The sequence below is a fragment of the Mesorhizobium sp. BR1-1-2 genome (genome assembly GCF_020165435.1).
Lineage (GTDB): Bacteria > Pseudomonadota > Alphaproteobacteria > Rhizobiales > Rhizobiaceae > Mesorhizobium.
Window position 1 is genome coordinate 73,994 of the sequence record NZ_JAIUID010000005.1, and the last position, 18,608, is coordinate 92,601.

Genomic DNA, 18,608 nt, shown 5'->3' on the forward strand with positions numbered 1-18,608 from the left:
GCACCCAGTCAAGAAAAAATTCCTATCTTGAGCAGCTGCCGGCCATGGAAGGCTGCTGACATAGCCGGACCGGCCGACGTCAGGCCGCCTTTGTCAACTCGAGTTCACACTCTGGAGCTCAGGCCTGTTGTATTGCCGAGAGCTTCCAACTCGAGCCATTCTGACGCGTGAAGGTCCACAGCTCCGTCGTCTCCGTGGGATGATCCTCGTCGCCCTCGACGACCTTGCCGCTGGCCCGTTCGCGCATCACGTCGCGCGATTCGTAACGCAGGGCCGCCGTTGCATAGTCGCGGTCATCCTCGCGCCAGCTTTCCGCGATGTCGGCCTGCAGGAGGGTGACGTCGGACACCTCGTTCCTGAGGCCCTTCTTCGCATTGTCGGCCAGCTCTTCCGACAGATAGGACACCATTTCGGGCGTCAGCGCACGCCGCAAGGCGGCATGATCTTCACGCCCGAATGCTTCCTGGACATCGCTCAACAGCTGCTGGAATGCGTCGAGGTCGGCCTGGGCGAGCCGGATCTCATCGGAACCGGTGGCCGCCGCGGAGCCTCCGCCTGAACCGCCGCCAAAGCCGGGAATCGTGAAGGAACGCGCATTGTTCGCATCGCTCTGTCCGGCGGCGCGGTTTTCAAATCGCGAGGCATTGCCGGCGCCGGCGAGCGCAGGGGCGGGGCCACGCGCGGATTGCGACCGGAAGAACCTGATTGCCAGCATGATGGCGCCACCGATCAGCACGGCCTGCAGCAGGAAACCGAACATGCCGGCCAGCCCGCCGAAGCCCTGGCCCAGGAGCAGCCCGATCAGGCCGCCGATCAGCAGGCCGCGCATCATTGTCCCACCGAAGCCGCTCATGAAGCCGGGCCTCTGCGGGCCGGCCTGAGGCTGCCGGGCCGCGGTGTTCACGCCGGTGTTGGGTGTCATCGAACGCTCGACTGGAGCGGTCGGCGCCGGAGCGGTCCTGGTCGGCGGCGCCGATTGGAACGTGCGCATGCCGCGGCTGCCGAAACTGCCGCCGCGACGGGCCTCGGCATGGTCGATCGCGACCATGGAGAATGCCAGGAACAGTCCGGCAAACAGGGCGGCAAATCGGCTTGTGCGGGAAATCATCTGGACGGACCTTTTATCGATGTGGTTTCGGAAATTCTCGGCGGACGCCCACCCGGCTAACCGGGCGTCGTGCGGTCAATCGAACAGCTCTTCGAAGAACGATTTCTTCCGTTTCGGATAGCGGTGGCCCTGCGAGCGCGCATAGTCGTCATCGCGGTCCCGGCCATGCTGCGGCTGGGAGAACGCGGCCGGCTGTGGCGCGGGCGAGGCCTCCTTGGCCGACCGCTCGATGATCTTGTCGAGTTCGCCTCGGTCAAGCCAGACGCCACGGCACTGCGGGCAATAATCGATCTCGATACCCTGGCGTTCGCTCATCACGAGCGCCACGCGGCAGGAGGGGCAAACCAAGCCAAGAAGGGAAGAAGATGTCATATGGGGCTCCAAACCAAAAGAGATGAGCCCGCCTGACCGAAAGGGTGGAAACGGGCCCGTTAAAGCGGTCCGACATCACGGTCGCGAGATGCGACAGTCAGAGGGGCCCGGCCCGCATGCGAGAATTAGGAACGCAGAGCGGCGCCTTCAAGGGCGACATTGTCCGCGAGGATCGAATTTGTTCCCCATCGCTGACGTCATTGCGCGTCGAGCGCTGGGTACCGCGCCTGCGCCCACGCCCCCGGCGTCCCTGCTCAGACCGTCACCACGATCTCAGATCGTCACCACGATCTCAGATCGTCACCACGATCTCAGATCGTCACCACGATCTTGCCGAACTGCTCGTTCGATTCGAGATAGCGATGCGCCTCGACGATGTGCTCGAACGGGAAGGTCCTGTCGATGATAGGCTTCAGCGCGCCGGCCTCCAGCCCTTCGAGGATGAATGCCTTGGCGGCTTCCAGCTTCGCTGGGTCGCCGGTGATCTCGTGGACGAGGTAGCCGCGCAGCGTCAATGTCTTGCCAAGCACGGCGGGCAAGGGAAACGGCGTCGGCTCGGGGCTCAACCCGCCATATTCGATGAGAATGCCACCAGGGGACATCGCCGCCGCGAGCGGCTCGAAGATCGGGCCGCCGATTGCATCCAGAACCACGCGCACGCCTTGCGGTCCGGCGATTGCTTCCAGTCTTGCGGCAAGATCCTCTTCGGTCAGAACCACGACATGTGGCGCGCCGGCGTCGAGCAGGGCCTGTTTCTTCGTCGAGGTCCGTGTCACAGCGATCGCCGTCGCGCCGACGCTGTTGACGATCTGGATCGCGGCAAGCCCAACGCTGCTCGAGGCTGCCGTCATGACGACGAAGTCCTCGTTGCGCAGCCTGGCGATGTCGATCAGCGCGCCATAGGCGGTGAGGTACGCCATCCACATCGCGGCCGCGGTCTGCCAGTCGAGTGATGTCGGGTTTTTGACGACGAGCCCGGCGGGATAGGTAACTAGCTCTCCATAAGCCGGCCAGCGGATCATCGATTGCGGCGGGATGACGCTGACGGCATCACCCGGCGCCAGACCCGTCACAGCTTCACCGACAGCCTCGATGAGGCCTGCGGCCTCCAGGCCAAGCCCGGACGGCAGGGTGGGCGTCTCGATATAGGTGCCCGCGCGCAGCAGCGCCTCGGCGCGATTGAGGCCGAGCGCCTTGACGCGGATCTGAACCTCGCCCGGGCCGGGTTGGGGAGGGTCCACATTTTCGATCCGCAAGACTTCGGGCCCACCATGCTGGTGAAAGCGAACAACGCGCGCCATTGGGTTACTCCAAATTGTCTGAACCGAAAGGAGCTATGCCCGTAAGACAAAGTTGGATAAATGGCATCGGAAGCAGGACAGTAGAAACCAGGAGTTTCGAATATGGATCGGCTTGCGAGCATGGCCGTGTTCGTCAGGGCGGTCGACCTCGGCTCGTTCGCGGCGGCCGCGGCCGCACTCGATCTGTCAGGACCGATGGTCGGCAAACACGTCCGGTTTCTGGAGGAGCGCCTCGGCATGCGCCTGCTCAACCGCACCACGCGCCGGCAGAGCCTCACCGAGTTTGGACGCGCCTATTACGACCGCTGTCGGCTGGTGCTGGCCGAGGCCGAAGCGGCCGATCAACTCGCCGCCGGCCAGCTCTCGGAACCGCGCGGCAAGCTGCGCGTCACCATGCCGGCGCATTTCGGCCGCCACTGCGTAACACCCGTGCTGCTGAACTTGGCGCGGCAATATCCGATGCTGGAACTCGACCTGTCGCTCAGCGACCGCTTCGCCGATCTTGCCGAGGACGGCTACGATCTTGCCATCCGAACCGGCGATCTGGAGGACAGGGCAGGCGTGATCGCGCGCCGCGTCGCTCGCCAGGGCATGGTTGTCTGTGCGGCGCCGTCCTATCTGAAAACTCAGGGCGAGCCACGGCGGATCGAAGACCTCGCCAATCATCATGCCATCGTATACCGCCGGCTCGGCCAAGCCGTTCAGCCTTGGCTGTTCCCGCGCGAGGGACAACCAGCACAGGAGATCATGCCCGGCGGCCGGCTGCGGCTGGACGATCTCGATGCCATCGCCGACGCTTCGGCCGAGGGCATGGGGCTCGCCTGGTTGCCCTGGTGGCTGGTTCGCGAGCGCATTCAGGCCGGCGCGCTGGTCGAGCTCCTGCCGGACCAGCCGCGATGTCTCTATGACTGCCACGCTCTTTGGCTGCAGACGCCCCATTTGGCGCTGAAAGTTCGGCTGGCCGTCGATGCGTTGGCGGCCGCCTTGCCGAAACGGATGGCTTGAGCGCCAGCACTCGCGACCACTCTCGTTTGGGATCGCGCGGACATTCCGTGAAGAGGCGCCTCGGCTCTTTGAGGCATCGCTTTCCAGTGCCATATCAGGCAAAGCTGGCGGCATGCGGGCACATTGCAGGAGAGACGGTTGATGACCAAAGGTTCGGATCTGTTCGTGGCGGCCCTCGAGAACGAAGGGGTCGACCGGATATTCGGCATTCCGGGCGAGGAGAATCTCGACATCGTCGAATCCATCCGCCGCTCCTCGATCCAGCTCATCCTGACCCGTCACGAGCAGGCGGCCGCCTTCATGGCAGCCACGTATGGCCGGCTCACCGGCAAGCCAGGTGTGTGCATCACCACGCTCGGCCCCGGCGCGCTCAATCTGACGACCGGCTCGGCCTATGCGCTGCTCGGCGCCATGCCGATGATCATGATCACCGGCCAGAAGGGAATCCTGTCGTCCAGGCAGGCGCGGTTCCAGATCGTCGACATCGTCGCGGCGATGAAACCGCTGACCAAGCTGTCGCGCCAGATCGTCTCGCCCAAAATGATCCCCTCACTGGTGCGCGAAGCTTTCCGCGTCGCGCAGGAAGAGCGGCCAGGCCCCGTGCATCTGGAACTGCCGGAAGACATTGCGGCGGCGGAGTGCGATCCGGTTCCGCTGGTGCCGACGCATCCGGTCGAACTGCCGTTGGCCGGTGCGGGCGCGCTCGACCGCGCCGCCCGCATGATCATCGAGGCCAAACGTCCCCTGCTGATGTTCGGCGCCGCGGCGTCGCGGCCGCGCGTCACGCCTGATGTCGCCCAGTTCGTGCTGCGCACCCAAATTCCCTATTTCACCACGCAGATGGGCAAGGGCACCGTGCCTGGCGGCACCGAACTCTATATGGGCACGGCGGCCCTTTCGGAACGCGACTACGTGCACGAGGCCATAGAACAGGCCGACCTGATCGTCACCATCGGTCACGATACGGTCGAGAAGCCGCCCTTCATCATGGGCGCCAACGGGCCGAAGGTCATCCATGTCGGCTATCAAACCGCCGATGTCGAGCAGGTCTATTTCCCGCAGACCGAGATCGTCGGCGACCTCGGCCCTTCGCTGGCGCTGCTGGCGGATCGCATCGAGGGCAAGATCCCCAACGCGCAGGCCCTGCTGCCGCTGCGCGAAGGCATTCTGAGCCGCATCGCCGCGCGCGCCACCGAGGACCGCTTCACGCCGCAACGCATCGTGCATGACGTGCGTTCCGTGATGCCGGCCGACGGTATCCTTGCCCTCGACAACGGCATGTACAAGATCTGGTTCGCGCGCAACTACCGCACGCGCATGGCAAATACGCTGCTGCTCGACAATGCGCTGGCCACAATGGGCGCGGGGCTGCCGTCGGCGATGATGGCGGCACTGCTTTATCCGCAGCGCCGCGTCATGGCCATCTGCGGCGACGGCGGCTTCATGATGAACAGCCAGGAACTGGAGACCGCCGTCCGGCTCAAGCTCAACCTTGTCGTTCTGCTGCTCGAGGACCACGCCTATGGCATGATCCGCTGGAAACAGGCGGTCGACGAGTTTCCGGATTTCGGCATGACCTTCGGCAATCCCGACTTCGTCAAATACGCCGAGGCCTATGGCGCCAAGGGAACCAGGGTCGGCGCGATCGCCGAATTCCGGCCGGCGCTGGAACAGGCCTTCACCGGCGGCGGCGTCCATCTCGTCGTCGTGCCCATCGACTATTCCGAAAACATCAGGGTGCTTGTCGACGAATTGCGTGAGCGGCTGCCGGCGGTGCAGGCGACCTGACGGCGGTCGGCGCCAAAGCGTTGCCGGCAAAGACCAGATTCGGTGCGATGGCTGCGCGGCTGGGGCAAACCCGTATGCCGCGCAGCCGGGACTCCTACAGCTTGCAGTAGGGCGTTACCGGAGCAATGGTACCAAAGTCCTTGACGATCTCGTAGCTGATGCCATCGGCCGCCGCCTTGCCGACATACGAATGGCAGAGCGTGTGGTTGTTGCTGGCGTCGACGCGGATCTTGCCCTGAGGCGCGTCGAACTCGATGGTCGGCAGTGCCTTGAGCACGTCGTCGTCCTTCAGCGACCCTGCTTTTTCGGCGGCAAGCGCGTAAAGGTGCAGGCCGTTGTAGCCGGCCTCGCCGATCCCGTTGACCATCTTCTCCTGGCCGAACTTTTCGCGGAAGCTCGAAATGAACTTCTTGTTTACCGGGTTGTCGAGCGCCATCCAATAGGGCTGCGGCGCATAGGTTCCGGCCGCCACGCCGGGCGGCAGCGCGTCCTTGTTGAACACCTCATCGAGCGGCGCGATCAACGGCTGCTTGACGTCGAAGCTGCGGTACTGCTTGAGCTGCGTGACCGCGTCGTTGCCGACCACCATCGACCACACGACATCGGGCTTCAGCGACTTGATTTTCTGGAAGGCGGGACCGAAATCCGTCGTGCCGAACGGATAGTAGTCTGCGCCGATGATCTTGCCGCCGGCCTTTTCATAGGCGGCCGTGATCGCCTCGGTCATCTTCTGCGGCCAGGCGTAGTCTGAAGCCATGATGTAGATCGTCTTGCCGAGATTCTCCGCCACCCATGGCATCATCGGGTCGACCTGCTGCATCGGGATCGGACCCGTGGCGACGAAGTAGCGGTTGCACTCGCCGCCCTCGAAATTGGTCGGATAGAAGAACAGCTTCTTGGCCTTCGATGTCACCGACAGCGTGGCACTTCGCTCGGGCGAAATGATCGTGCCCATGATCACGTCGACCTTGTCTTCGTTGAGGAGCTTGCGCGCCTTGTCGATCGAGCCCTTGGTCGTGGTCTGGTTGTCCTCGACGAACAGTTCGACTTGGCGCCCGCCGATGCCATTGGCGGCGTTGAGCTCTGCGGCGGCGAGCTTGTAGCAATTGAGCAGCGTCTCGCCGAGTATCGCCTGCAAGCCGGTGATCGGGATCGACAGGCCGACCTTGACGGTGTCGGCCGCGCGCAGGATGCCTGGAGCGCCGACTATGGCGAAGGCAGCCGCGGCGCCGCCGGATTTCAAGACAGTTCTTCTGCTTATCATTGTTGTGTTCCCTTCCAGTCCAGGCGCGCCCCATGCACGCCTTACAAAGTCAACAGGTTCCAGGCGCTTTCAGGCGCGCCCTATAAGGCCAACAAATCCTTGAGCAGGCTCTCGTCGGCGAATGACTCCGGCGCGCCTTCGTGCACGATCCTGCCTTTCTCCATCACCAGACAGCGGTCCGCCGCCTTGAGGACGAGATCGAGATTCTGCTCGACCAGGACGATCGCGATGCCGCGCTCGCGCGCGATGCGCGGCACCAGTTCGGCGATCGTCTGGACGATGTTCGGCTGAATGCCTTCCGAGGGCTCGTCGAGCAGCAGCACCGATGGCAGGCCGCACAGCGCACGGCCGATCGCCAGCATCTGCTGCTGTCCGCCCGAGAGCGTGCCGGCGATTTGCGCCTCGCGTTCGCGCAGGATCGGAAAATAGCCGAAAATGTCGGCCGGAATGCCGCCGTCGCCACGATCTTTGGCGGCACGGGTGCCGACTTCAAGGTTCTGTCGCACAGTGAGCTGGTTGAAGATGCCGCGCCCCTGCGGCACATGCGCGATGCCGGCGCGCGCGCGGCGGAAGGCCGGCGCATTGGTAAGGTCCTGGTCACCGAGAACCACCGCGCCGCCGCTCGCCTTCAAACCGCCGGCGATGACGCGCAGCAGCGTCGTCTTGCCGGCGCCGTTGCGGCCGAGCAGGCCGACGACTTCGCCCGCCGCGACGCCGAGATCGATGCCGTTCAGCACCGGGAGCAGGCCATAACCGGCCGAGACGGCAAGTGTCCGCAGCATGCTCAGCGCCTCCCAAGATAGACGTCGCGGACCATCTCGTCAGCTTCGATGTCGTGGAAGGGGCCGCTGCGCAGCCGGCGCCCCTGGTGCAGCACCAGGGTCTCGCAATTCAGCGCCCGCACGAAACGGATGTCGTGCTCGACCGCGACGATCGAGAACTCGCCCTTGAGCCGCAAAAGCATCTGCGCCGTCGCTAGCGTCTCCTGCGGCGTCATGCCGGCGGTCGGCTCGTCGAGCAGCAGCAGGCGCGGCTCGATCGCCAGCGCCATGCCGATCTCCAGCCACTGCTTCTGGCCATGCGCAAGTTCGCCGGCCAGCGTGGCGGAGCGGTTGCCGAGCGCGACCAGCTCCATCAACTCGCCGACCGGGCGCGCCGGGGAGGGGGCGCCCCAGCGCGCCACCTTCAGATTGTCTTCCACCGACAGGCTGGGGAACACCGACGGGATCTGGAATTTGCGGGCGATGCCAAGCCGGGCGATACGGTGCAGCGGCAGGCCGGCTATGTCGTGGCCGAGGAAACGCACGCTGCCGCTGGTCGGGCGCAGCGTGCCGGTCAGAACGTTGAGGAACGTGCTCTTGCCGGCTCCGTTTGGGCCGATGATGCAGCAGAGTTCCTTGTCGCGCACGGTAAGGTTCAATCCTTCCAGCGCTTGCAGCCCGCCAAAGCGGATGCCGACATTCTCGGCCTCGAGCAGGACGTCGCTCATTGCGTGCGCCTCCGGGCCCTGAACAGGTTTTTCAGCCGTGCATGGATCGACAGTATGCCGTCCGGCAGCACGAAGACGATGATGACGAAGACGCAGCCGAGCAGCAGCGGCCACAGGCTCGGGTTGAAGCTGCTGATCTGCTGCTGCGCGCGCTGGATGAAGATTGCGCCGAGCACCGGCCCAAGCAGCGTGCCGCGCCCGCCGACCGCCACCCAGACGATGACTTCCGTCGACAGAAGCAGTCCGGAGAGGTCCGGTGCCACCAGCCCGGCCATGCAGACGTAAAGCGCGCCGGCGAGCCCGGCGATTGCCGCCGATGCGATGAAGGTCACCAGCAGCCGCAGGGGAGCGTTGTGGCCCAGTGCTGCTGCCCGAACCTCATTGTCCTGGATCGCGGTCAGCACCGTGCCCCAGCGGCCACGGCCGATCGACCACAGCGTCAGCACGGCCACCGTCGCGATGGCCGCGACGAAGATATAGCTCGGCAGGTCCTGGCTGAGATCGACATGCAGACCGCCAAGATCGAATTCGATCGGCGGGATGCCTATCAGGCCGCTGTCGCCGCCCGTGACCGAACTCCAGGAGATGGCCGCCTGCTGGCAGATGACGCCCATGGCCAGCGTGACGATGGTGAAGTAGCTGCCGCGGATGCCGCCGAAGAACAGGAAGTAGCCGATGATGGCGGCGACGAAGGCCGCGCCCGCGACCGCCCCTGTGATGCCGATAAGGCTGGCGAAGGGGATAGCGTCAGTGAGCGTGACCAATGCCATGATGTAGCCGCCGATGCCGAAGAAGGCGGCGTGGCCGAAACATAGGATTCCGGTGCGGCCCCAGAAGAAGTCGAGGCTCGCGGCGAACAGGCCGAAGATCAGCGCGTCGCGGATCACCGTCAGCTGATAGCCGTCGGCGAAGAAGGGATAGACGATGGCAAGCGCCACGCAGACGCCGAAGATCAGCAGCCAGTTGCGGTCCCGGGCGATCATCGCGAAGCCCCGTTGAACAGGCCGTTGGGTCGCACGCGCACGGCGACGATGGCCGCCAGCAGCACGACCGCCTGCGCCAGCGATGGCGAGATCTGGTAGTTGAGGATGCTGGTCAGGCCACCGACGAAGACGCTGCCGGCGACGAGGCCGCCGATCGAGCCGACGCCACCGACGATGACGACGAAGAAGGCGTTGGCGAGATAGTTCACCCCCATCTGCGGCAGCACGATCGCCAGCGGCGCGACCAGTCCGCCAGCCAGCCCCGCGATTGCCGCGCCGAAGGTGAAGGCGATGGCATAGGTGCGCCGCGTGTTGATGCCGACGCCCTCCGCCATTTCGCGATTCTGGATGACGGTGCGGATGTCGAGCCCGAACGACGTCCGGCTGATCAGCAGGATGACACCGAGCAGGGTCAGCATGGCGATGGCAATCAGGATCAGCCGGTAGGCCGGATAGACTGTGAAGAAGAGGTCGAGCGTGCCCTCGACCGGCGGCGTCACGGGCTTGGCGCCGAGGCCAAAGGTCAGTTCCAGCCCCTGCTGGAGGATGAGGCTGACGCCCCAGGTGGCAAGCACCGTCGACACCGGCCGCGAATAGAGGTGGCGAATGATGGCGAATTCCAGGATGCAGCCGACCACGGCGCCGGCGATGGGTGCGGCCGCCAGGCCCAGCCAGAACGATCCGCCCATGCTCTGGATGAAGTAGACCGCGAAGGCGCCGACGCTGACGAACTCGCCATGCGCCAGATTGGTCACGTTCATCAGGCCGAAGCTGATGGCGAGTCCGAGCCCGACCAGCATAAGGATGCTGATCAGCGTCAGCGCATTGAGCAATGTCGTGATGGCGAAATCCATCGCTTCAGGCCGCGCTGGCGAGGCGTTGGCGCAAGCCCGCGAGCAGGCCTTCGGCCGCATCGATCACCGCTGCCTGATGCGGCTGCAGGTCCTGCCCCGCCCAGTCGTCGATATGGTCCGACAGCGGGTCGACCACCTCGGTGCGGTGATTGGCTAGCGTCTCGATGACGGCGTGGCCGCAGAATGGCACATAGCCTTCGGAATAGCCGCCTTCATGGCTCATCATCAGCCGTCCGTTCGAGACTTCGGCGGCGAGGGCCACCATGCGTGCGGCAAGGCGGCGAAAACATTCGCTGTTGAGCATCATGCGGCCGAGCGGGTCGAAGCCGGACGCATCGAAACCGGAAGCGACGATGACGAGGTCCGGCTTGAACGCGCGCAAGGCAGGGCCGATGACGCGGTCGAACGTGGCTTCATAGGCGCCGGTGCCGCTGCCGGCCGGCAGCGGGACGTTGATGTTATAGCCTTCGCCGGGCCCCTTGCCGTTGTCGCGGAGCGCGCCGCGTCCGGTCGGATAGAGATTGTCCTGATGCACGGAAATGGTCAGCACCGAGGGGTCGGAATAGAAAACCGTCTCGGTGCCATTGCCATGATGCACATCCCAGTCGACCACGGCGGCGCGGCCGAGCAGGCCCTCATGCTGCAGCCGGCGGACGGACACGCCGATGTTGGAGAACAGGCAATTGCCTATGGCCTGGTCGGGCTCGGCATGGTGGCCCGGCGGCCGCGCCAGCGCGTAGGCGTTGTCGACGCGGCCGGTCAGCACGGCGCGCATGGCGGCATAGGTCGTGCCGGCGGACAAAAGGGCGATGTCGAAACTGTTGAGCCCGATCGGGGCCTGCGGCCCGGCGAAGCCGGAACCGCGTTCGCTGAGCATCCTGATGTCGTCGACATGGCGACGCGTATGCACGCGCAGCAGATCCTCGACCGAAACCGGCTCCGCGATGATCGGCACGAGATGGCGGGACAGGCCGCTGACCTGGATGAGATTGTTGAGCCGGCGCTTCGAGCCGGGTGACTCCAGGTGCCGGCCGGGCTCCACGAAACGGCCGGGAGGCATCATGTCGGCGCTGGAGCCGGTGTCATGCCACATCAGCTGTTCGTGAAAAACGTAACCTGTCGCCATCCGCAGCGTCCTCCAAAACGATTTTGAGGCTAACAGGCCTGAGCAGGCTTCGCCCGACCCGAAAGGATGGGTTGGCCCGTTGCCTATACCCCTCCTTTCGGAGGGGCATGCCGGCTCTCGGCGGCCTGGGCTGCGCGCACCGCCTGGACGCGATTGGTGACGGCCAGCTTGCCGAAGATGTTCTTCAGGTGCCATTTCACCGTGGTTTCGCTTACCGACAGGGCAACCGCTATATCGCGATTGGACATGCCTTCGGTCAGGCAGTGCAGCAGTTCGGACTCGCGCTGCGTGAGTTGCTCCTTCTCCGCGGCCGGCGCGGCTGGCTTGCGCGTCCCGAGGGGCATCGTCTGCGCCGCATCGATGATGCGCGTGGCATAGGCCGACAGTGCCGGATCCGACTTTGCCTGCGCCGCACGCAGCCGCATCAAGCCTTCGATGACGAGCCTTCCTTCGTCGACGAAGGAGCGGATGAAGCCGGACGGTCGGGCAAGCCGCAGCGCATCGAGCAGATAACGGTCGGCTTCGCGCGTGTCATGGCTGGCACTGGCCGTCTTGGCGCGCAGGATCAGCGCCAGTATGTGCCGGCGGATGCGTCCGCCGCTTCCGGTCCGCGCCAGAAGAGCATCGAAAATCCCGGCCGCTTCGGCATGGGCTTTCTCGGCTGTCAGCAGGCGGCCTTCGGCAAAGAACTCGAACTCGTTGGCGGTGGTGATGGCCATCGGGGCTTCGGCGTCACCGCGGTGCTCGGTCAGCAGTGCGCGCGCTTCGGCATTGCGGTTCTGGTCGAGCAGCATCCGTATGCGGTCATGCAGGACCATCGATGCCAGGCGACGGTACACGGTGCCGCGCACGCGCTGGTAGACGCGGTCGAGCATGTCGAGCGCGGCCTCCGGGCGGCCGGTCAATTGCAGCACGCGGGCATATGTAGGCACGCTGGCCAAGGGATAGACGATGACCGCCGCGCCCTCGATCAGCGGTCCGAGGTTCTCCACCAGCGCCAGGGCTTCGCCCGAGGAATTGGTCTCATAGGCGAGTTCGGCAAGCAGCGTTCCGGCGAGCGCCTCGGCATAGGAATTGGCGCCGATCCGGGCCCTCGCCTCGATGATGGCGTTGCGCAGCAGCCGTTCGGCGGCGGGCAGCCGTCCGGCCGAACGCTCGATGACAGCCATGTAGCAGTTGGCGATGGTAACGCCGAGCAGGCTGCCGCTTCGTTCATGCGCCAGCCGCGCGGCATCAATCGCGGCGCGTGCGCCATCGAGATCGCCCAGCGCATAGAGATTGTAGCCGATGACGTTGGCGGTGGCGCCCTCCATGAACCAGGCGTCGGGCGCGATGATGCGCAGGGCCGCCAATGCGGTGTCGCGCGCGTCCTCGAACTGCTCCAGAGTGCTGTGCACCGCGGCATCGAGCACCGCGAGTTCGGCTTCGATCGTGGTGCCGGCCAGCGTGCCCGGATCCTTGCCGTCAGCAGGCCCGCTTTCGACGAGCTTGCGCGAGGAGGCGAGTGTCTGCTTGGCAATCTCCGGTTGGCTGCTGTGCACCGCCAGCCACAGCACGACCAATTGCAGCCGGATGCGCTGGTCGATCAGTTTTTTTGGCAGCAGCGCCAGCAGCTGGCGCACATAGAGCAGCTGGCATTGGGCGATGAGATCGAGCGCGTTGTTCTCGACGAACACCGCCGCGCGGGCCTGGTCGCCGGCGGCCAGCGCGTGGCCGATCGCCTCGGTCAGCATCTTGCGTTCGCCGAACCATTCCGAGGCCGCCAGATGCAGCGGCGCGATCATTTCCGGTTCGCGCCGCTCCATTTCGCGGCTGAGGAAATCGCGGAACAGATGATGGTAGCGGAACCAGCGCCGCTCCTCGTCGAGCGGCACCAGGAATAGATTGCGCGTTTCGATTTCCGTGATCGCCGCCTCCGCGTCCGCAGCGCGCATCACCGCGCGGCAGGCGTCGGCGCAGAAGCGTTCGAAGATCGAGCTGTAGAGCAGGAATTTTGCAATGTCGGGCGGCAGTTCGCCGAACACTTCGCCCATCAGGAAGTCGGCCACGTTGCGGCTGGCGCCGGTGAAATTGCCGATGACGGTTTCAGGCGCACGCGCGGCGCTCAGCGACAGCGAAGCGAGCTGCAGGCCGGCGGCCCAGCCTTCCGCGCGGGAACACAAGGTTTCCACCGTGGTGGCGCTGACGCTCAGGCCGAGTTTGTCGTTGAAGAACGCCTCGGCTTCGGATGAGGCGAAACGCAGATCGTCGGGCCCGATCTCGAACACGTCGCCGAGCACCCTGAGCTTGCCGAGCTGCAGGTCGGGCAAGCTGCGCGAACCGATGACGAAGGCGACATTGGCAGGCGCCTGCCGCGTCAGCCGTTCCATGAAGCGCTTCACGGCCGGCGCTTCGACGGCGTGATAGTCGTCGAAGAACAGGGTGATGTCGGCCTCACGGGCGGCAAAGCCCGCGACCAGTGCGGCAAGCACGACATCGAGCTGCGGGATCGGGCTCGACTGGAACGCAAGATCGAGTTCGGCCGGATTTTGCACGAGATGACGAAGCGCCCCCACCAGGTGGGCGAGGAAAGCGCCTTCGTCATTGTCGCTCGCCTCGCAGGACAGCCATGCCGTCAGCCGGCCGAGGCGTGCCGTTTCAGCCATCCATTGGGCCATCGTGGTCGATTTGCCAAAGCCGGCGGGCGCCGAAAACAGCACGATGCGGGTGTCGACATGCCGGTCCAGCGTCGACAGGATGCTCTTGCGCCGTACCCATCGGCGGTGGTGGAGCGATGCCTGGCTGGCTGGTTGTGAAGGTGTTTTCATCTGGCGTGGGGACACCATTCCGTCTCGATCAAGGGAATCTGCGGCGCCGCGTCACGCGGCAATGTTCCCTTGATCCTGGGATCGTCGGCGATTTCGAAGCCGGTCGCAAAGGGCTCGAATCCGCAGGCCCTGTAAAAACCGATGACGCTGTGATGGTCGAAGCTGCTGGTGTGCAGCCAGATGCGGCTGGGCTTGAGGCGCCATGCCAGGTCGAGCGCGCCGGCCATCAGCCGCTTGCCGAAACCACGGCCGGTCACGGAGGGGAACAGGCCGAAATAGGTGATCTCGATCTCGTCGTCGGCCACCGAAAATTCGACCATGCCGACATGGGCGCCGCTTTCATCATGGCCGTGATAGAGGTGCTGGCGCGGATCGGCGAAATGCGTGGCGATCTCGGCATCCGACATTTCGGCAGCGCGATCCCAGAGCCAGGGTGCACCGATCTCCAGGAAGATCGTGCGGTAGGAAGCACTGTCGGGTTTCGTGATCCTTGTCATGGTCAACGGCCGCGCGAGATCCGGCACCGGTGCGAGCGCTTCCATCCATGTCACCGCATTGACGATCTTGCCGGCCGGCACGCGCCGATAGCCGACCGTCAGATTGGTGTTTTCATCAGGCAACCTGCCTTCGGTGACCAACATCTGTCCTCGACCTTTCGCCGCGTCGCGACACCGGCATGCAGGAAGCTGATGCCAACTCTGCGCTCGCCTGCCAAGGGGTTCTCGGGGTGGGTCAAGATTTTTGGCCCGCCTGTCCCTTGCATTTCACAGAGATGGCATATGAGATATGATACACCATCGAAGGGAAAGCGGAATATCATGCCTGAGCGAATTGCGGACGAGGCCATTTTGAACGCGGTCGACGACGGCTTCGCGCGGCAGGTGGAATTCCTTGCGGACCTCGTGCGCTTTCCCTCGCAACGGGGCGAAGAACACGCGGCGCAATCGTTCATGACAGCCGCGTATGAAGCGGATGGCTATACGGTGGACATGTGGCGCGTCGATGTCGATGCCATTCGCGACCTGCCAGGCTTTTCGCCCGTCGCCGTCTCCTATGACGACGCCTTCAACGTCGTCGCCACCCACACGCCGCGAAACGCGACCGGCCGCTCGCTGATCCTCAACGGCCATATCGACGTCGTGCCGACGGGGCCACTCGATCGCTGGCTGCGCGACCCCTATGACCCGGTCATCGAGGACGGCTGGATGCATGGCCGCGGCGCCGGCGACATGAAGGCCGGCCTCTCGGCCTGCCTTTACGCGCTGGCCGCATTGCGCAGCCTGGGCTATCAGCCGGCCGCGAAGGTCTTCCTGCAATCGGTGGTCGAGGAAGAATGCACCGGCAATGGCGCGCTCGCTTGTCTGCAGCGCGGCTACCGCGCCGACGCCGCCTTCATCCCCGAACCCCTGGAGCCGAAGCTGATGCGGGCGCAGGTCGGCCCGATCTGGTTTAGGGTCGAGGTCGACGGCGATCCCCAGCATGCGTCGGGCGCTTTCTCGGCCGGCGCCAACGCCATCGAAAAGGCTTTCCTCATCATCCAGGCGTTGAAGCAGCTCGAAATCGTCTGGAACGCGCGCAAGGTCGACGACAGGCATTTCTGCGATCACCCGCATCCGATCCGTTTCAATCTCGGCAAGATCGAAGGCGGCGAATGGACATCGAGCGTCCCCGCGCGCTGCGTGTTCGAGATGCGTGTCGCCACCTATCCCGGCCAGAAGCTGGAGGATGCGAGAGCCGAGCTCGAGGCCTGCATCGCCGATGCGGCCCGCGCCGATCCGTTCCTGGCCAACCGCCCGCCCAGGATGACCTACAATGGCTTCATGGCCGAGGGCTATGTGCTGGAGGGCGCCGACGAGATGGAAGCCGTGCTGCGCCGTAGCCATACCGCCGTCTGGGGTGAGCCGCTGCAGGAACACGTCACCTCGGCCACCACGGATGCGCGCTTCTTCGGCCTTTACGCCGACACGCCGGCCATCGTCTACGGCCCGATCTGCCGCATGCCGCATGGCTATGATGAAGCGGTGGACCTCGATTCCGTGCGCAAGGTGACCCAGACGATCGCGCTGTTCATCGCCGACTGGTGTGGGCTGGAGCCTGTCGACCCCGAGGCGAGGCCATGACCGGCGCCGTGACGGACGCATTCGGCGAGACACTGGCCGAGGACGCGCCCGATGTCTCGATCGCCGATGCGCTTGCCATCCTGAGCCGGCACTACGGCCTTGCCGGCACCGCTCAGCCCTTGCCTGGCGAGCGCGACCACAATTTCCACATCCGCACCGATGGCAATGGCGAGTTTGTCCTGAAAATCTCGCATCCGGCGGAAGAGGCCGGCTTCACCGATTTCCAGAACAAGGCGCTGGACCACATCCTTGCGGTCGACGCTGCTTTGCCGGTCCCTTCAGTGCGCAAAAGCCTCGATGGCGATGCGCAGTTCACCGTCAGCATCGGCGGTTCGCAGCCGCGTATCGTCCGCCTGGTCACCTATTTGCCCGGCCAGTTGCTGTCGCGCTCGCCGGTATCGGCTGCGCAAGATCGCAATCTCGGCATCTTCCTCGCTCGTCTTGCCCGGGCACTGCGCGGCTTTTTCCATCCGGCCGCGGGCAGCGACCTTTTGTGGGACATCCGCAAGGTCGCCAAGACGCGGCCCATGCTGGGGCATATCGCCGATGCTAGGCATCGGGCCATGGTCGAGCGCGTCATCAATGCCTTCGAGGAGCACGCCGCGCCCCTCATCCCCAGCCTGCGCGCCCAGATCGTCCACAACGACATGAATTCCTACAATGTGGTGATGGACGCATCGCGGCCGGAGGTCGTCAGCGGCATCCTCGACTTCGGCGACATGATCCATTCGCCGCTGATCTGCGATCTCGCCATCGGCGCCGTCTATCGCTGGCCGGCCGACGGCCACCCGCTGGCGCCCGCCGCGCGCTTCGTCGCCGGTTATCAATCGGTGCAGCCGCTCGAGGCCGAGGAGATCGGCATCCTGTTCGACCTGATCCGTGCCCGCCTGGCGCTCATCGCCAACATCGCGACCTGGCAGGCGGAGCGCTTCCCGGCCAAGCGCGATTACGTGCTGCGCCTCATCACCGAGGTCTGGGCCTCGCTCGAGCGGCTGGACGGACTGTCACATAGCGATGCCCGTCGCTATTTCCTCGATCATTCCAATCCGGAGTAGATGTTCGTGTCCCAATCCTCGCCCGCAAATGCCTCCGCCGACGCCAGCACATCTGTATCCGAGCGTGCGCTGCTCGAGCGCCGTGCCAGGCTGCTCGGCCCGACCTATCGCGCCTTCTACCGCAATCCGATCCATCTCGTGCGTGGCAGCGGCGTCTGGCTCTACGATGCCCAGGGACGCAAGTTTCTCGACGCCTACAACAACGTCGCCTCGGTCGGGCACTGCCACCCACGCGTCGTCGAGGCGCTGTCGGGGCAGGCGGCCACGCTCAACACCCATACGCGTTATCTCAGCGAAATCATCCTCGACTACGCCGAAAGACTTCTCGGCACGCTTCCGCCCCATCTCGGTCATGCCATGTTCACCTGCAGCGGCAGCGAGGCCAACGATCTCGCCATCCGCATCGCCCAGCATTCCAGCGGCAATACCGGCGTGATCATCACCGATTTTGCCTATCATGGCGCCACCATTGCCACCGCGCAGCTGTCGCCGGCAGCGGTCGGGGCAAAGGGCGTGCCCGCGCAGCACAGGACCGTGGCGGCGCCGGACACGTTTCGCGATCAAGGCCGGGCCGCGCGCGATTTCGCCAGGAACGTCGCCGCCGCCATCGAGGACATGCGTGCGCAAGGCATCCGTCCGGCGGCGCTGCTGCTCGACTCCGCCTTTTCCAGCGACGGAATTTTCTTCCCCGATGCATCGGTGATGCGCGAGGCGGCCGATCACGTCAGAAAGGCGGGCGGCATCGTCATTGCCGACGAAGTCCAGTCCGGCTTCGGCAGGCTCGGCCAAGGCATGTGGGGTTTCGCCAATTACGGCCTCGAGCCCGACATCCTGACCATGGGCAAGCCGATCGGCGACGGGCATCCGATGGCCGCGGTCATCGTGCGGCCGCAGCTTGTTGCCTCCTTCGGCTCCAACACCGGCTATTTCAACACATTCGGCGGCAATCCGGTCGCCGCCGCCGTCGGCATCGCGGTGCTCGATGTGATCGAAGGCGAGGGACTGATCGAGAATGCGCGCATGGTTGGGGCCTATACGGGCGAGCTGCTGCGCGCCTTGCAGGGTCGCCACGGCATGGTCGCCGATGTCAGGCATAACGGCCTCTATTTCGGCGTCGAGTTGACGGCGGATGGGGACGAGGCGCTGGCTGCCAGCAAGACGTCGGCGGTCGTGGAAGCCATGCGCGAGGATGGCGTGCTGATCTCGTCGTGCGGTCCGCGCGGCAACGTGCTGAAGATCAGACCGCCGCTGCCGTTCGCCAGGGACAATGCCGAGCAACTGGCCGAAACGCTCGATCGCAGCCTGTCGCGCTGGGGATAGGGAAGGGGCGGCGATC

Annotated in this window: 16 protein-coding genes; 5 read left to right on the forward strand and 11 right to left on the reverse strand. The window is 65.0% G+C overall.

Going from position 1 to position 18,608, the window contains the following annotated elements; all coding sequences use genetic code 11:
• Nucleotides 1–118 precede the first annotated feature (118 nt).
• The 3 genes from LB551_RS12950 to LB551_RS12960 all read right to left on the reverse strand — a co-directional run bounded on the left by LB551_RS12950 (nucleotide 119) and on the right by LB551_RS12960 (nucleotide 2,781).
• Nucleotides 119–1,108, reverse strand: a complete 990-nt coding sequence (locus LB551_RS12950) for a Tim44 domain-containing protein (protein ID WP_224659418.1) — start codon at nucleotides 1,106–1,108, stop codon at nucleotides 119–121.
• A 75-nt stretch (nucleotides 1,109–1,183) separates the two neighbouring features.
• Nucleotides 1,184–1,480: a zf-TFIIB domain-containing protein gene (locus tag LB551_RS12955; RefSeq protein WP_140497640.1), complete on the reverse strand. Its 297-nt coding sequence runs from the start codon at nucleotides 1,478–1,480 to the stop codon at nucleotides 1,184–1,186.
• A gap of 311 nt (nucleotides 1,481–1,791) precedes the next feature.
• The gene (locus tag LB551_RS12960) at nucleotides 1,792–2,781 is read right to left on the reverse strand and encodes a zinc-dependent alcohol dehydrogenase family protein (protein WP_224659419.1); all 990 of its coding nucleotides are present in this window, start codon (nucleotides 2,779–2,781) and stop codon (nucleotides 1,792–1,794) included.
• Between the two features lie 102 nt (nucleotides 2,782–2,883).
• Between LB551_RS12960 and LB551_RS12965 the strand changes: the two genes are divergently transcribed.
• Together LB551_RS12965 and LB551_RS12970 are read left to right on the forward strand one after the other, a co-directional pair.
• Entirely contained in the window at nucleotides 2,884–3,786 is a 903-nt protein-coding gene (locus tag LB551_RS12965; protein ID WP_224659420.1) for a LysR family transcriptional regulator, read from the forward strand.
• Between the two features lie 141 nt (nucleotides 3,787–3,927).
• A complete protein-coding gene (locus LB551_RS12970) occupies nucleotides 3,928–5,574 on the forward strand; it encodes an acetolactate synthase large subunit (protein ID WP_224659421.1) in 1,647 nt (548 codons plus the stop codon).
• Nucleotides 5,575–5,668: 94 nt separating this feature from the next.
• On the opposite strand, the gene LB551_RS12975 is transcribed toward LB551_RS12970, so the two are convergent.
• From LB551_RS12975 to LB551_RS13010, 8 genes are all read right to left on the reverse strand, one after another.
• Nucleotides 5,669–6,817 (reverse strand): substrate-binding protein, encoded by a 1,149-nt coding sequence (locus LB551_RS12975; protein ID WP_411970942.1) that lies wholly within the window; start codon nucleotides 6,815–6,817, stop codon nucleotides 5,669–5,671.
• 101 nt (nucleotides 6,818–6,918) lie between these two features.
• A complete protein-coding gene (locus LB551_RS12980) occupies nucleotides 6,919–7,620 on the reverse strand; it encodes an ABC transporter ATP-binding protein (RefSeq protein ID WP_140638473.1) in 702 nt (233 codons plus the stop codon).
• A gap of 2 nt (nucleotides 7,621–7,622) precedes the next feature.
• Nucleotides 7,623–8,327, reverse strand: coding sequence for an ATP-binding cassette domain-containing protein (locus LB551_RS12985; protein ID WP_224623551.1), 705 nt, complete (start codon nucleotides 8,325–8,327; stop codon nucleotides 7,623–7,625).
• Nucleotides 8,324–9,310 carry a branched-chain amino acid ABC transporter permease gene (locus LB551_RS12990; RefSeq protein WP_224659423.1) on the reverse strand — a complete coding sequence of 329 codons (987 nt, stop codon included), beginning with the start codon at nucleotides 9,308–9,310 and terminating at the stop codon, nucleotides 8,324–8,326. Before LB551_RS12990 ends, LB551_RS12985 begins: the two co-directional genes overlap by 4 nt.
• Nucleotides 9,307–10,164, reverse strand: a complete 858-nt coding sequence (gene urtB / locus LB551_RS12995; protein WP_140551239.1) for an urea ABC transporter permease subunit UrtB — start codon at nucleotides 10,162–10,164, stop codon at nucleotides 9,307–9,309. Before urtB ends, LB551_RS12990 begins: the two co-directional genes overlap by 4 nt.
• Before the next feature lie 4 nt (nucleotides 10,165–10,168).
• Entirely contained in the window at nucleotides 10,169–11,290 is a 1,122-nt protein-coding gene (locus LB551_RS13000; protein WP_140551238.1) for a class II histone deacetylase, read from the reverse strand.
• 83 nt (nucleotides 11,291–11,373) lie between these two features.
• On the reverse strand, nucleotides 11,374–14,097 hold the full coding sequence (locus LB551_RS13005) for a LuxR C-terminal-related transcriptional regulator (protein ID WP_224659424.1): 2,724 nt from the start codon (nucleotides 14,095–14,097) through the stop codon (nucleotides 11,374–11,376).
• Nucleotides 14,094–14,738 (reverse strand): GNAT family N-acetyltransferase, encoded by a 645-nt coding sequence (locus LB551_RS13010; protein WP_181172488.1) that lies wholly within the window; start codon nucleotides 14,736–14,738, stop codon nucleotides 14,094–14,096. Before LB551_RS13010 ends, LB551_RS13005 begins: the two co-directional genes overlap by 4 nt.
• 177 nt (nucleotides 14,739–14,915) lie before the next feature.
• On the opposite strand from LB551_RS13010, the gene LB551_RS13015 reads away from it, so the two are divergent.
• From LB551_RS13015 to LB551_RS13025, 3 genes are read left to right on the forward strand one after another with little or no spacing between them, the layout of a single operon-like run.
• Nucleotides 14,916–16,217 (forward strand): ArgE/DapE family deacylase, encoded by a 1,302-nt coding sequence (locus tag LB551_RS13015; protein WP_224623546.1) that lies wholly within the window; start codon nucleotides 14,916–14,918, stop codon nucleotides 16,215–16,217.
• Nucleotides 16,214–17,272, forward strand: a complete 1,059-nt coding sequence (locus LB551_RS13020) for a phosphotransferase (protein ID WP_224659425.1) — start codon at nucleotides 16,214–16,216, stop codon at nucleotides 17,270–17,272. The genes LB551_RS13015 and LB551_RS13020 overlap by 4 nt, the downstream gene beginning before the upstream one ends.
• Nucleotides 17,273–18,592: an aspartate aminotransferase family protein gene (locus LB551_RS13025; protein ID WP_224659426.1), complete on the forward strand. Its 1,320-nt coding sequence runs from the start codon at nucleotides 17,273–17,275 to the stop codon at nucleotides 18,590–18,592.
• The last annotated feature ends 16 nt before the right edge of the window (nucleotides 18,593–18,608 follow it).

Bases quoted from the DNA above. Each gene is read 5' to 3' on its own strand.
- LB551_RS12950 (WP_224659418.1), bottom strand. From the start codon at position 1,108: ATGATTTCCCGCACAAGCCGATTTGCCGCCCTGTTTGCCGGACTGTTC.
- LB551_RS12955 (WP_140497640.1), bottom strand. From the start codon at position 1,480: ATGACATCTTCTTCCCTTCTTGGCTTGGTTTGCCCCTCCTGCCGCGTG.
- LB551_RS12960 (WP_224659419.1), bottom strand. From the start codon at position 2,781: ATGGCGCGCGTTGTTCGCTTTCACCAGCATGGTGGGCCCGAAGTCTTG.
- LB551_RS12965 (WP_224659420.1), top strand. From the start codon at position 2,884: ATGGATCGGCTTGCGAGCATGGCCGTGTTCGTCAGGGCGGTCGACCTC.
- LB551_RS12970 (WP_224659421.1), top strand. From the start codon at position 3,928: ATGACCAAAGGTTCGGATCTGTTCGTGGCGGCCCTCGAGAACGAAGGG.
- LB551_RS12980 (WP_140638473.1), bottom strand. From the start codon at position 7,620: ATGCTGCGGACACTTGCCGTCTCGGCCGGTTATGGCCTGCTCCCGGTG.
- LB551_RS12985 (WP_224623551.1), bottom strand. From the start codon at position 8,327: ATGAGCGACGTCCTGCTCGAGGCCGAGAATGTCGGCATCCGCTTTGGC.
- LB551_RS12990 (WP_224659423.1), bottom strand. From the start codon at position 9,310: ATGATCGCCCGGGACCGCAACTGGCTGCTGATCTTCGGCGTCTGCGTG.
- urtB (WP_140551239.1), bottom strand. From the start codon at position 10,164: ATGGATTTCGCCATCACGACATTGCTCAATGCGCTGACGCTGATCAGC.
- LB551_RS13000 (WP_140551238.1), bottom strand. From the start codon at position 11,290: ATGGCGACAGGTTACGTTTTTCACGAACAGCTGATGTGGCATGACACC.
- LB551_RS13005 (WP_224659424.1), bottom strand. From the start codon at position 14,097: ATGAAAACACCTTCACAACCAGCCAGCCAGGCATCGCTCCACCACCGC.
- LB551_RS13010 (WP_181172488.1), bottom strand. From the start codon at position 14,738: ATGTTGGTCACCGAAGGCAGGTTGCCTGATGAAAACACCAATCTGACG.
- LB551_RS13015 (WP_224623546.1), top strand. From the start codon at position 14,916: ATGCCTGAGCGAATTGCGGACGAGGCCATTTTGAACGCGGTCGACGAC.
- LB551_RS13020 (WP_224659425.1), top strand. From the start codon at position 16,214: ATGACCGGCGCCGTGACGGACGCATTCGGCGAGACACTGGCCGAGGAC.
- LB551_RS13025 (WP_224659426.1), top strand. From the start codon at position 17,273: ATGTTCGTGTCCCAATCCTCGCCCGCAAATGCCTCCGCCGACGCCAGC.